Below are 13,084 nucleotides of genomic sequence, written 5' to 3'. Positions count from 1 at the left end.
GACCGGAAATGGCCGCAACAAGTCCGGCCCCTGAGGGCTACCCTGCGGAGGCTGCCGCCGGTGTTCGGCCCGAGCTGGCAGACGGTCTACCGCCGGTTCGCTCAGTGGAGCCGGAACCGGGTCTGGGCCCGGCTCCACCGCATGATCATCGACGAACTCGGAACGCGAGGCGAGCTGGACTGGTCGCGGTGCGTGAGCCCAGGCCATAAAGACTGACCCGATAGGGGCGCTGTCATGTCGGCCTCAGGAGCAGGTTCTTACAGGCAGTCGACCCCCGAAGCCCCTTTCGACAGCGCAAGGCCCGGACCCGGCGTCCGGGCCTCGTCGTGCCCGGGATCTTTCTTCCCGGCCGCTGCTGTCCGGGTCCCGGCTCCCGGCCCTACCGGGTGAAAGAGCCGTGCCGCCAGGACGAGACGCAAGCACATGAGTCCTGTCACTGTCCCGCCCACCATGCCGAACTCACGCCGGAGGCATTACCGATGAACACCCGCCAGACGCCCCGACAGCCTGCTTCCAGTCGTGGGACCACCCCCGCGGACGCGGGGAACAGGTGTCCGGCATCCTCGCCCAGATACGGGCCGCGGGACCATCCCCGCGGGCGCGGGGAGCAGTCGTGGCTGTGGTCGACCGTGCTGTCGCCCGTGGGGCCATCCCCGCAGGCGCGGGGAGCAGCTGGCCATCGTGGAGTTCATCGGCCCGTGCCGGGGGCCATCCCCGCGGGCGCGGGAAGCCGGACCCGTCGTTCTGGAGCGCGCGGGCGCTCTGGGGACCATCCCCGCGGGTGCGGGGAGCAGTTCGGGCCGTTCGACGTCAGCGACCACCAGCTGGGACCACCCCCGCGGGTGCGGGGAGCAGTCGCGGGCCAGCTGGAAGCGGCGCCCGACCGCGGGACCATCCCCGCGGGTGCGGGGAGCAGTCCTCGACCCAGCGCAGGGAGCGCTGCATCAGGGGACCATCCCCGCGGGTGCGGGGAGCAGTGATTCGCCGGCTGAGCGTCTCGGCGTCGAGGGGGACCATCCCCGCGGGTGCGGGGAGCAGTACAGGCGTCCGTCGCAGCGCACCCGGGCACCGGGACCATCCCCGCGGGTGCGGGGAGCAGTTCCGGGATCAGATGGACCGGGTGGCGGGCCTGGGACCATCCCCGCGGGTGCGGGGAGCAGGCCGGGCCGGTAGCTCCAGTACCGGTCCAGGAAGGACCATCCCCGCGGGTGCGGGGAGCAGCTTCCTGACCTGGGGCTTTATCGCTCCACAGACGCTTTTTCGTGGACTTTTGCAGTTTCCGACAAAAGCCGCATATCGCCTACCTCTTCATGTCGTGGCAGCAAGCAAGCATCGTAATTCGAAGGCCTGACATCCGCTGCATCGTCCGGCTGCCTGGGTGTTCATCCATGCACGAGCGGAGACGGCTTTGGGTCCAATGGTCTCAGGGTTCTCCTGTAGCCATGCGGCTTCTCCGGCAGGGCGCCGACTGGACGCTGGGCTGCTGTGATGGAGGCCGCGGCCTCAAGCCCTGTCCGACTGCGCGTTCATGGACAGGACCGCTTGTGCCGCTCGGCCGGGAAGGGGTGTGGACGTGGCTGTCACGGGCTGATTCCTTCCAGTTCGCCGACCGGTACGGAGGCGCACGTGGTGCAGCGGCCGTCGCTGTCGGGGCGGGCGCGCCGGGGGGTTGGGCCGGGGCATGTGCGGCAGAGCGGCCAGTGGAGGCAGGCTGGGCAGAGGTCTTCGCCGGGGGCGGTTCGGGGGACGCCGCAGCCGGTGCATTCGACGAGGGCCCGGTAGGCCAGGGCCTCGCTCACCGTGCGCGCGGCTGCGGAGGTGGTTGGCTGCGGTGGCAGGGTGGCTCTCGGGGGCGGCTGTCGCGGTCGGCGGCCCCGGCGGGTGGTGGGTATGCCTGGGCGGCGCGGAGGCGGGCGGCGATGATCGCGCCGACCGTGGTGCGGACCGGGTGTGGCAGCGGCCGGGCAGCGATGACGTGTTGTAGCTGCTCGCGGCTCCAGCCGGCTTCCAGCATGACGGTCACGGCGCGGCCTTGGTCGGTCAGCGTCTGGCCGGTCAGCAGCAGTTCGGGGCGAGCCGCACCGAGTTCGAGCAGCAGCAGGATCCCCGGATGCATCTCGTCCGCTGCGGGCACGGGCCGCGGGAACGTCGGTGTGCCTGGCTGGTTTGTCCGTCCGGGTGGGCGCCTGGTGTGGGGGCGGCGGGGACGGAGGGCTCTGGTGTTCTGCTGGTTGGTCTTCTTTCTCGTGGTGTTCTTAGTGCCGGGGTTAGCCAGCGTGGGTTCAGCCAGTCCTGGAGATGCCGACTCTGGTTGTGTGCTGGGGTTTTGCGGGTCGGGTTGGTCGGTGATGAGGTACAGCGCCCGGCCGAGCGTGCCGTCGGCGTTGCGTTCGCGGGTGCGGTGGAGGAAGCCGTGCCGCTCGAGCTGGTGGAGGCCGGTGGTGAGTGCGTCGGCGCCTTCCCGTCCGCGGCGGACCAGTTCGGCGGCGGTGACGTGCCAGCCGTCTTGGTGCGTGCTGAGATACCCGAAGATCCCTTTTGCTTTGAAGGAGAGCCGTCTGTCGCGGAAGAGGCTGTTGGCGATCTGGGTGAAGTGGCCGCCGGCCATCGGTTTGCGGCGGATGCCGGCTTTGAGGCCGTGGGGTTCGCTTGTGATCGTGAGGCGGGAGGGGGTTTGCGGCGGTGTGACGTCGCCGGTGGCGGGGTGGTCGGTGATCGAGTAGACGACCTCGCCGAGCGTCCCGTCCGGGCGGCGCAGGCGTTCGCGGACGAGGTAGCCGTAGCGTTCCAGTTCGTTCAGGCCGGTGCGGACCGCGTCCCGCCCGTCGGGCCCGGCAGCGACGAGGTGGGCGAGGGTGATCTTCCACCCGTTGCGGTGCGTGCTGACGTGTCCGAAGATCCCTTTCGCCTTGTAGGAGAGCCGGGGGTCCCGGAACAGCCCGTTGGCGATCTGGGTGAACTGTCCGCCGGCCATCACGCCCCGGCGGACACCCGGCCCGAAGTGGTTCACCGCCCGGCCCCCGGAACGGGCCACGCGTCATGGCCAGGGCAGCACACCGGATCCACCGGGGCGGGGCGATCGATGGTCTGGGGAGCGCGGATGCGTGCGTGTTCCATGGCGTCAGCCCACCCCTGGGCCCCGACCGTGCTGACGGCCAGCAGCACCGACCACGGGTCACGATGCGGCGACGAGGCCGGCCTGCTGGCGTGGTCGGGTGCGTGGTCGGGCCAATCGGCCTCCGTGGAGCCGGTCGACAGGCTGCGTACCCCGTTGGGCGACCAGTTGCGCGATCCTCTCTGCATCAACTCGAGCAAGGCGATCGCGGTGAGGCGGTCCCTGCTCGCACCGGGATCGGAACCGCGCTGTTAAGGCCATGTCAACGGAGCGCAAGTGCCTGTGGCGAGGAGATCGCCGACTCTGCCGTCGGGTAATTGAGGAGCCTGTGTATCGGCGGACGTGGGCTCGTCCCCCTCGTCACTGCTTTCACGGAGGCACATGGAGGGCAGGCGATACTGGCTTCCCTGTCCAGTGCGGCGGCGCCGCAGGCATCACCGGCGAGGCGGTGACTGGGCCGGGTGCCGCAGCGACGGTGGCACGCGTGGTCGTGCAGGCGAAGATCGGGGCTGCAGGGCCGGGGCTCGCCGGCTGGAGATCACCGAAGAGAAGAGGCGCGACCGAACGCGGTCGGAGGCCAGGCGACCAGATGCTGAAGCGACCGAGCGTGGCTGACCAGGTTCCTCGCACTGCCTTTCTCTGCGACGTCCGCCCAGGGTCCTGTTCTCCTCTGCCCTGGTGCCTCTGACTCGCTGGGCAGGTGTCTGCCCCGGCTGGGTCGGTTCCCGTCTGCGCTTCGGTCTCTGGGCTGTGCGGCTGAGCGGCTGAGCGGCTCCTTGATCGTGCAGCGCTCCCCGTGCCGGAGATGTGCGGCGCTCTGACGATCCGGCTGGCCCCTTGGTAGGGGTCATGGTTGGGCCGACCATGACCCCTACCAAGGGTTTCGTGTCTCCATCGTGATCATGGTCGGGGGTTCGTGGTCGGTGGTCGGGTCGGCGCAGGCGGGTTTTCTCAAGGTCAGCAGCCATTCGTTCTGACCGAGGAGTTCGACCATGCCCTCTGGCAAGCAGGCCGCGCGGAGCGAGGTCTCTGCTCCGATGGCGGCAGGCGCCCGCCTGGAGGCGATGCGCCGCCGCGTACGCCTCTCTCGTGTGGCGGTCTGGACCGTCATCGCAGCCGGCCCCGTGGCCCTCGCCGTCGCTGTCGCCTCCACCCCTGGCGCGGTTGCGCAGGTCCCCGCGGCCAAGCCCGCCGTCACGCGCACCGCGGCGGTCGTCACCGACCCGGGCGGCTATGCGCAGGTGTTCCTGGGGGCCTGGTTGCGCAGCAGCGCCGACGATGCGACGAGTGCGCAGGCGCGGCTTGCGCAGTCGATGGCGCCGGAGGTCGACCTGCCCGACCCGGCCCCCGATGCGCAGCCGGTGGTCCAGTCAGTGACGGCGGTGCGCAGCGTGCGGCGCGCGGGCGGTACTTGGTCGGTGACGGTGGCGGCGCAGTATGCCGACGGGTCGGTGCGCTACTACGTCGTGCCGGTGGCCGCTGATCGTTGGGGCGCCTCTTTCGCGGTGACCGGCAACCCCGGCGTGGTGGCCGGCCCGGCCCGGGCCAAGGTGGCGAAGTCGTCGTACGTCGTGACTGTCCCGGAGGGGGAGCTGTCGTCCGCGGTCGGGCAGTTCCTCGCCGCCTATCTGACGGGTGCCGCAGAGGTCGACCGCTATCTCGCACCCGGTGTGCAGCTCATGGCCGTCGCCCCCGCTGCGGGTACGACGGTCACCGTCCAGCAGGTGCTGGCCGTCGAGGAGGACGCGGCTGTGGAGGAGGTGCCGGCGGACGGCACGACGGTCCGCGTCCTGGCCAAGGTGGAGGCCCGGGACGCCACCGGCCGCTGGCCGCTGGCGTATGAACTCACGCTCAGGGCCCGCTCGGGCCGGTGGGAAGTCGCCGCCCTGGAGTCCGGGACCGCGCATGCCGGAGGTGCCCGATGAACACCGTGCACGGTCTGATGCTCGCCGGGGAGCTGGGCGACCTCGGCAACTCGTGGATCACCATGTTCACGAACTGGGGGACCAAGGGCCTCAAGGGCGGTCTGGTCTGCCTCGTCGTCGTCATCATGGTCCAGAGGTTCAGCCTCAAAGCGGGGATCGGTGCCCTGCTGCTGATGGTGATCGCGCTCGGTCTGTACAACTCGCGCAACGATCTGGCGGCCATGTTCACCGACGAGGTGAAACACCCCTCCAAGGGCGCACCCCCTGTTCCTGGCATCGTCCGGTCCCAACTACCTGTCCTTGCCGGCCAGTCACCGGGTCTCGGAGGCATGCTGTGACCGCGGCCGGCCTCCGTGTGGGCCGCTACTACACCGCTGCCCGCCGTCACCCCTGGGTGCTGGGCAAGGTCGCCGACTGGAAGATTCCCTTCGGCCCGTACACGCCCGCGCAGATCGCGGTCGCCGTCGGCGGCGGCTTCCTTCTGGTCAAGACCATCGGCTGGTGGTCGTGGATGGGGCCGGTTCCCGTCATCGGGTGGGTCCTGGTCATCTGGACGGTGCGCCGGCCGAAGATCGCCGGCCGCTCGCCGGTGCAGGCCGCTGTGGGCTGGGTGCTGCTTCTCTGCCAGCCCTGCGGCGGCCGGATCGGCGGGCGGGCCGCCCGCGATCGCGCTCCCCGCCCGCTGTTCGGCGCCTTCTCAATCGAAGACGCGCCCGCGCCCGGTCTTGCCGAACAGAGCGCGCTGTCGCCTGCGGTTCAGCGGCGCCCGGGCCCAACCCGAGACGACTCGTCGGCGCCCCCCTGTACGCCGTCCACGGCTGTCGGGGTGGCGGCGGGACCGGCGTCTGGTGTCCAGCAGTTGCTCGCGCTCGCCCGGCAGGGGGGTGGGCGGTGAGGATTCCGGTCCGTCACGTCGCCGGGCATCTGGTGTGGTCGACGCAGGGCAGTGTGTGGGCCGTCTACCGCCTTCACCCCGGCCCGGACGCGCGAGGGCACCGCGAGGAGACGGTGCAGGGCACCTACGTGCCTGCCGCGGTACGCGACGAAGAGCTGGCGAAGATCACCCGCTTGGTGCGCTCGCTGTCCGGGGCCCCGCGTCTGTACGGCATGTGCGCCCAGGTCGACCCGGGCGAGATCGCCTTGCGCATGATCGAAGGCATCGAGCCGGCCGATCAGGCACCCGGTGCGGGCCGGCATCCGTGGGTGGAGAACATCGAGGCCACTCTGGATCTGCTGGATGACCAGGAGATGCACCGCCGCACCCTGTGGCTGGCCGTGCCCCTTAAAACCGAGACCGCGGGCCTTCAGATGTCGGCGTCTGTCGGTGCGGCGTGGGCCGAGGTCGCGCCGATGCTGGGCATGCGGCCCACACCGGTGGCCCGGCGCGAGGTGAATGCCTACCGCGAGCAGGCCTCCCGAGTGGAGGCCGCGCTCGCCGGCGGCATCGCCTTCCGCCCCGCCCGCCCGGCGGAGATCGTGTGGATGATCCAGCACGCCCTGCACCGCGGCATGGCCGAGCCCCTGCTGGCGGAGGCCGAGACCAGCGAGCTGTACAGCGGACAGATCCGGGACGGTGTGCTGCGCTCCCCCAGCTACGCCGACCTCGGTCAGGTCCGCCTTCAAGAAGGCGGCATCGCCCCCGACCTCGACGAGCCCGACGAGCTCAAGGGCGCGGACCGGATCAGTCGGTCGGGCCGCAATGCCTGGTGGCGGCTGAACAGCGGCTCGCCGCTCGGGCGGCGCTGGCTGCTGGTCGAGTCCGCCACCGGGGTGGGCTACCAGGCGCACTTGGCGCTGGCCGAGTGCCCGCCCGCGGTCAGCCAGGACGCCGCCGATCTGTTCGCCCAGCTGGAGACCCTCGGCTTCCCCGTCGACTACACCGTCGACCTCACCCTCGTACCCGCGGAGAAAGCCCGCGACCAGGTGCGGCGAAAGAAGAACGAACTCATCGACCAGGCCGACCAGTACGACGCCCGCCCGACCGGCATGCCCTCTTCCGTGCCCGAAGCGGCCCGCGATCTGGGCGAGATGGACAGCCGGCTGCGCACCAGCGTCGAGGTCGAGGTGCAGTCCGTCACCGTGCTGAGCGTGTGGGGGCCGACCGCCGCCGTCTGCGACGCCCGGGCCCGCGCCCTGACCGCGCTGCTCGGCGGAGCCGACTACCGGGCTGTGCGTCCGGCCGGCCTGCAAGAGGCCCTGTTCACCCTGGGGCTGCCCGGCACCGTACGGCCGGGTGTCGTTCGGGAGTTCACCCAGCACCAGATCTCCGAGGACTGGGCGCTGGGCGGCGCCTTCACCTCTACGGAGGTCGGTGACCCCAACGGCATGTTCCTCGGAATCGACCTGGACTGCGGCACCAGCCGCCCCGTCATGATCAACGTCGCGGACGCTCCCAAGGTCGATGCCTCCGCCTCGATGGGGATCGTCGGGGATCTCGGCGCGGGCAAGAGTGTCCTGCAGAAACTGATCGCCGAGGCGGTATGGGCGCGCGGCGGCTGCGCGATCTGCATCGACCGCACTCCGGTGCGGGAGTGGGCTGCCTTTGCCCGCACGGCGGCCAAGGGCCGCGTTCAGATCATCGATGCCGCCCAGGCCGAGGTGTCCATCGACCCGTTGCGCATGTTCCACGGCCCCGAAGGCCGTCACTACGCCCTGTCCTACCTCACCCTGCAGCTCGGCATCGGCCCGATGAGCACCAGCGGTGAGGTCCTCCACCATGCCGTCGAACAGGCCGCTCTCAGCGACGCCCCGTCCATGCACCGGGTCCTTGAGGTCCTTGAGGAGATGTCCAAGAGCGAGGCGAGCAAGCGGCAGGACGCGGCCGCCGCCCTCGCCGGCCTCATCCGCGTCGTCGCCACCAACTCGCTGGCCCGGATGATTTTCGATCCGGCGCTGCCGCCGGTCAGGCTGGACGCCTCCAGCGCCTGCGACATGATCGTGATCACCACGGCAGGGCTGAAGCTGCCGCCGAAGGCCGCGTTCGACAAGCCCGAGATCCTGCATCAGCAGCCGTTGGAGGCGCTGATCGGTCGCGCGGCGCTCTACCTGATCGCCGCGATCGCCCGGCAGGCCGCGTTCGAGGATCCCGAGCGGTTCGCCGCGGTCGTGGCGGACGAGCTGTACTGGCTCACCTCGTCCGCCGAAGGCACTGCCCTCGTCCACGAAATCCTCCACGACGGCCGCAAGCACGGTGCCGGCCTGCTGGGCGCCTCCCACGACGCACGAGAACTCGGCCCGGACCGCGGGCTGATGGCCTACCGCGCGCTCGCCCGCACCGCTGATCGTGAGCGGGCCCGCCGCGGTCTGGAGTTCGTCGGCCTCGACGGGGACGACGAGGAACTGCTGCGGCTGGTGACCACTGGTCTGTCCCCGGTCGGCCAGAAAGGCCGGGAGGGCGAGTTCCTGCTGGCCTGCCCGCGGCAGAACACCGGCCGCGTCAAGGTCGTCATCCCCCGGATCCCGCGCATCGCCTCGTCCATCACCACCACACCGGGAGGACGTACGGGCGCCGGCTCCCAGACCACATGTGCCCCGTCAGCCGGTGAGGTCGTTCCCGTCCGTCCGGAGGAATACAGCCGATGATTTCCACCTCCTGGGATCGCTCCCGCCGTATCGCCGCAGCTTCCAGCGTCCTGGCCGTGATCGCCTTGGTCGCCGGCGTGCTGGCTGTGGCCCTGTCGGTCGGCGTGCCCGAATCCTGGTGGCCCCACACCGGGCAGACGATCCCCGCCAAGGCCCACGGTCACCGCAACCGGTGCGCGCCCATCGTGAGCCGGGCCAAGGCGTACTGCGAGCGCGGCTCTGCTGCTTTAGCCCTGGGACACCATCCTTCGGGGACGGCCTGGCGGCTGGTGCCCGCCGGGGCCGGCGCGGCCGCGCTCGCGGTGCGGCGCGGGCGGCGCGCGTCCGGGCGGAGGCGGGGCTGATGGTGCGTCCAGACCGCGGCACCCTGCGCGCAGCCGGATTCGTGGTGCTGCTCACCGGGGTGTTCTTGCTGGTCAACACCCAGGTGGTGTACGCCGCGAGCGGTAGCGGAGAGACAGGGGATCTGCTCGCGCCGCTGAACATCACCTCCTCCGAGGGGGTGCCGATCAATTCCTACGAGTTGGACGCGGAGGGCGGCTCCATCGTCGCTTTCAAGTCGCAGGCCTTGGCGTTCGCTCTGTCGGGGTTGTTCACGCTGATCCGGCTGCTGGTCGGGCTGGCCGGGTGGTCCGTCGAGATGGCGTTCCGGTTCCCGTTGCTGAAGATCCTGACCCGTCCGGCCCAGCATGTCGCCGACGCCTACAACCACGTGGTCGTCGACACGCTGGGTCTGAAAGGCCTGCTGCTGGCGTGGGCTTTCGTGTTCGCCGGGTTCATGATCGTGCGGGGTCGCATCGGCCGCGGGCTGGGCGAGATCTTCCTGACGCTGCTGATCGGGGCGTTCGCCGCCTCCGCGTTCGTCCGTCCCGACTTCCTGCTGGCGAAGGACGGGCCGATCGTCCAGAGCCAGGAAGTGGCCGCCAGCGTCGCCCAGCAGAGCGTCAACTCGTATGACTGGGGCGGCAAGATCGCCGGCAAGGACCCCTGCGCCGGCTTGGCCGGGAATCCCGAACTGAAATGCCTTCAACGGGAGGACGAGGCGCCGGTCACCGCCGAAGACGTGGCCCGCCCTCTGCAGGACTCGATCACCAATGCGCTGGTCGTCAAGCCATACATGCTGCTGGAGTACGGGCGCATCCTCGATCCGTCCAAGCCTTCGGACCGCAAGGCCTACGCCGTACACCTCAAATGGATCACCGGCGGGTACCGCGCCGGCAGCGACACGGCAAGCGGCGACTGCGGTTCGCTCGCGTCACCGATGCGCGACACCTGTGAGAAGCGGCAGAAGGCCGACTACACCTGCAGCCTGGTCAAGGGAGAGGCCAAGCAGTACTGCCTCGCCAGCCAGGGCATCCCCCGCAAGACCACGCTGCCGTCCCTGACCGCGGACGGGGACCTGCTGGGCTCGCCGAACGTGATCGTCACCGACGAGGACCAGCAGTTCGCCGCGTTCCTCGACGACATGAAGAAAGCCGGCCCGGTCGGAAAGGCCTGCGCCGAGTACGCCGGGAAGCCGACCTGGTGGCGGGTGTGCGGCGCCGCCCTGCTGCTCGTCGCCGCGCTGTTCATCTGCGGCATGCTGCTCTCCAGCGCTGTCGTGCTGCTCGGGACACAGGCTGTCTGCGCGGGAGCCGCGGCCGCGGGCGGGGTCACCTTCGTCGCCGGCATGCTGCCCGGCCCCGCACGGCAGAGCGTGTGGAAGTGGCTGTCCCTGTGGGGCGTCGCGGTCCTGGCCGTGGTCGGGATCTGCGCGTTCATCCCGTTCTTCGGGATCGCGGTCGACGCCACCGTCACCAACGGACCGGACCTGATGGTCGAGCGGATCCTGCTCATCGACGTCCTCGCCATCGCGGGCGCGGCCGGGCACCGCAGGCTCCTGGCGTCCATCACGTCCTTCGGGCGGCGGATGACCATGCGCATGCGCTACGCCAAGGTCGGTGGCACCCACCTGCCCGGCGACACCGAGCTCGGCGCCGCGCTCGCCCTGAACTCTCCCTCCGGGCTTACCGGATACGGTGCGGGACTACGCACACTCACCGGCGGGGGCGGAGGACGGTTCGGGGTGCTCGGCACCCGGCAGCGGCTGATGGGCGCGCTGTCCTCGCTCCTCGACGGCGCGGGCATGCCGGTGGACCCCGGCCAGATCCTCGCCGAGGCCTCCGCCGAAGCGGGCCGCGGGCTTGCCCCGCTGACCGCGGGCACGGCGGTAGGGGGGCTGGGGGCACGGCTCGGAGGGAAGGCCGCGTACTGGCTGCTGATCGGACGGCGGCCCGACGGCGAGCAGTTGGCCAAGTGGCGCAAGCTCACCATCGGCGAGGACCCGGCCACGGGCGATCTGGCGGGCGCTGGTTCGGGCGGCACAGGACCGCAGCGGCCTTCAGGGCCGGCCGACCGGTACCGCAATGCGCAGGGGCAGATCATCGACCGCGACACCGGCGAGGTGCTGCACGACCACGACAGCGACCGCGCGCTGCTCTCGACCCGGGCGCACAACCGGCTGGTCCGCTTCCGCGGCTACCGCATCTGGCACCGGGGCGGCCGGATCGCGTACGGGGCGACGGCCGGACTGCCGGCGAACATCCGCCGGGCACGGTCGGACGGCTCGCGATCGAGCTTCTCCCGGGACGCCCGCCAGCAGGTGCGTGTGTGGGCCAACACCGTCCGCGAAGACGGCCGGGCATGGTCGGACACGGGACGTCACGTCGCCCGGGTCCTGCGGGAGAACTCCGACAGCAGCGGAGTCGCTCCGTTCACCGGCCGCCGCCTGGGGGCCACTTCGGGGGCCGCGCCCGACGGTCGTCCGGCACCTGGCCCCGCACGTCCCGCGGGCGGTGGTGCGACAACTACTCCTCGGCCGTCTGCCTCGCACCGGGACGGACCTGCGCCCGGGGGCCGACCTGACCGGGACGGGCCCGTTCTCCCCGGGGCGGGCGGGCACGCAGCCGGGCGCGGGAGGAGGCGCGGGCCCGGATGCGGGACTTGCTGCGGCGTACGGCGGCCGACGCGGAGCGCCGGAGCCGGGAAGGCGCTGAGCGGCCGGACGGGGACGGGGAGGACGAGTGAGGATTCCTGGACGCCGCGTCAGGCGGTGGGGGTGCGTGGTGGGGGTGCTGATGTTCGCCGCCGTGTGCTGTGCCGCGCCGGTAGGGAACGCGATCAGCTCGTACATCGCGCTGAGGACGGGTGCGCAAGGCGGCGGGGGCATCACCGAGGGCGGCAGCGCCGCGGACATTCCTCCCCGGATGCTGGCCGCCTACAAGAAGGCAGTCCAGAACGTCGGCCTGTACGTGCCCCGGTGTCAGGGCATGCGCTGGCCCATCCTCGCCGCGATCGCCAAGGTCGAGTCCAACCATGCCATCGGCCGCACCATCGCCGGCAACGGTGACATCCGTCCCAAGCTGTACGGGGTCCTCCTCAACGGCTCCGGCCAGGGCGGCAACATCACCGCGGTCCCGGACAGCGACCGCGGCAAATGGGACGGCACCGCTACCGGGGAGCGGGCCGTGGGGCCTTTCCAGTTCCTGCCCTCGGTCTGGGAGCACGTCGGCAGGGACGGCAACGCAGACAAGATCGCCGACCCGCACAACGCGGACGACGCCGCGCTGGGGGCGACCCTCTACCTGTGCGGCCGGGGCCGCGACTTGGCCAAGAGCACGCAGCTCAGGGCTGCGATCTTCCAGTACAACCACTCAGACGAGTACGTGGCCAACGTGCTGGGCTGGATCGCCCAGTACACGGCACCCGCCACGGGCCCGGATCTGAAGCACCTGCCGGGCAAGGTCCGGATCGTGATCGAGTCTGCCCTCTCCCAGCGGGGGGTGCCCTACTCCTGGGGCGGCGGCAACGCCGGCGGCCCCTCGTACGGGTTCTGCTGTTCACGCAGCGGCAAGAGCGGTGCGGGCATCAAGGGCTTCGACTGCTCGGGGCTGACCAGCTACGCGTACGCCAGGATCGGTGTGCGGCTGCCGCGCACCGCGGACGCACAGGCCGGTGCGGGCCGGCGCCTGCCCGCCGGCCTCGGCACCAGCGCGCTCAGACCGGGCGACCTCGTCTTCTTTGCCTACGTCCCGGGGCGCGACTCAACGATCCACCACGTCGGGATCTATGTCGGCGGCGGACAGATGATCAACGCCGCCCGCCCGGGCACCGTCGTCCGCCTCGACTCGGTCAACACCATGTCCGGATTCGCGGGAGGAGCACGGCTGCTGTGACCACCACCCCGCGCTCACCGCGGCTGCTGCTGGTGAGCACTGTCCTGCTCGCCGTCACCGGGGGCGCCCTGCTCGGCATGCCACAGGCCCGGCAGCCACCGGCCCCCGCAGCGTCGTTTCGGGACCCGCGCCCGACTACAACCAGGACGGCCCGATCGGCGCGGCCCGCGCCTTCTGCGCCGGCCGACGGCACGCCTTCTTTCGCGGCACCTCCCCCACGGGCGGCACTTGTCCCCGCGCCGGCTCTG

8 protein-coding genes, 1 pseudogene and 1 CRISPR repeat array are annotated in these 13,084 nt (G+C 71.0%); of the genes and pseudogenes, 8 read left to right on the top strand and 1 reads right to left on the bottom strand.

Going from position 1 to position 13,084, the window contains the following annotated elements; genetic code table 11:
• Positions 1-48: 48 nt before the first annotated feature.
• Positions 49-192: pseudogene (locus tag GHR20_RS36325) on the top strand (IS5/IS1182 family transposase); the annotation flags it as partial.
• 329 nt (positions 193-521) lie between these two features.
• Positions 522-1,221: a CRISPR direct-repeat array (repeat unit 28 nt; unit sequence GGACCATCCCCGCGGGTGCGGGGAGCAG).
• A gap of 574 nt (positions 1,222-1,795) precedes the next feature.
• Here GHR20_RS36325 and GHR20_RS36320 read toward each other — a convergent pair.
• On the bottom strand, positions 1,796-3,010 hold the full coding sequence (locus GHR20_RS36320; protein WP_243878256.1) for a helix-turn-helix domain-containing protein: 1,215 nt from the start codon (positions 3,008-3,010) through the stop codon (positions 1,796-1,798).
• Positions 3,011-4,107: 1,097 nt separating this feature from the next.
• On the opposite strand from GHR20_RS36320, the gene GHR20_RS36315 reads away from it, so the two are divergent.
• The 7 genes from GHR20_RS36315 to GHR20_RS36285 are packed head-to-tail and all read left to right on the top strand — an operon-like array spanning position 4,108 to position 12,836.
• A complete protein-coding gene (locus GHR20_RS36315; RefSeq protein WP_153815703.1) occupies positions 4,108-5,040 on the top strand; it encodes a conjugal transfer protein in 933 nt (310 codons plus the stop codon).
• A complete protein-coding gene (locus tag GHR20_RS36310) occupies positions 5,037-5,378 on the top strand; it encodes a hypothetical protein (protein ID WP_153815702.1) in 342 nt (113 codons plus the stop codon). The genes GHR20_RS36315 and GHR20_RS36310 overlap by 4 nt, the downstream gene beginning before the upstream one ends.
• A complete protein-coding gene (locus GHR20_RS36305; RefSeq protein ID WP_153815701.1) occupies positions 5,375-5,935 on the top strand; it encodes a hypothetical protein in 561 nt (186 codons plus the stop codon). Before GHR20_RS36310 ends, GHR20_RS36305 begins: the two co-directional genes overlap by 4 nt.
• Positions 5,932-8,622 carry an ATP-binding protein gene (locus tag GHR20_RS36300; protein ID WP_153815700.1) on the top strand — a complete coding sequence of 897 codons (2,691 nt, stop codon included), beginning with the start codon at positions 5,932-5,934 and terminating at the stop codon, positions 8,620-8,622. Before GHR20_RS36305 ends, GHR20_RS36300 begins: the two co-directional genes overlap by 4 nt.
• Entirely contained in the window at positions 8,619-8,966 is a 348-nt protein-coding gene (locus tag GHR20_RS36295; protein WP_153815699.1) for a hypothetical protein, read from the top strand. Before GHR20_RS36300 ends, GHR20_RS36295 begins: the two co-directional genes overlap by 4 nt.
• A complete protein-coding gene (locus GHR20_RS36290) occupies positions 8,966-12,010 on the top strand; it encodes a hypothetical protein (protein ID WP_243878255.1) in 3,045 nt (1,014 codons plus the stop codon). The genes GHR20_RS36295 and GHR20_RS36290 overlap by 1 nt, the downstream gene beginning before the upstream one ends.
• Positions 11,931-12,836 (top strand): bifunctional lytic transglycosylase/C40 family peptidase, encoded by a 906-nt coding sequence (locus GHR20_RS36285; RefSeq protein WP_243878254.1) that lies wholly within the window; start codon positions 11,931-11,933, stop codon positions 12,834-12,836. The genes GHR20_RS36290 and GHR20_RS36285 overlap by 80 nt, the downstream gene beginning before the upstream one ends.
• Positions 12,837-13,084 lie beyond the last annotated feature (248 nt).

The sequence above is a fragment of the Streptomyces sp. SUK 48 genome, assembly GCF_009650765.1.
Taxonomy (GTDB): Bacteria; Actinomycetota; Actinomycetes; order Streptomycetales; family Streptomycetaceae; genus Streptomyces.
The sequence above is the reverse complement of the archived record's forward strand: the minus strand, read 5'-3'. Positions and strand labels throughout refer to the sequence as shown.

Coding starts and splice junctions, on each gene's coding strand:
- GHR20_RS36315 (WP_153815703.1), top strand. CDS start 4,108: ATGCCCTCTGGCAAGCAGGCCGCGCGGAGCGAGGTCTCTGCTCCGATG.
- GHR20_RS36310 (WP_153815702.1), top strand. CDS start 5,037: ATGAACACCGTGCACGGTCTGATGCTCGCCGGGGAGCTGGGCGACCTC.
- GHR20_RS36295 (WP_153815699.1), top strand. CDS start 8,619: ATGATTTCCACCTCCTGGGATCGCTCCCGCCGTATCGCCGCAGCTTCC.
- GHR20_RS36290 (WP_243878255.1), top strand. CDS start 8,966: ATGGTGCGTCCAGACCGCGGCACCCTGCGCGCAGCCGGATTCGTGGTG.
- GHR20_RS36285 (WP_243878254.1), top strand. CDS start 11,931: ATGCGCTGGCCCATCCTCGCCGCGATCGCCAAGGTCGAGTCCAACCAT.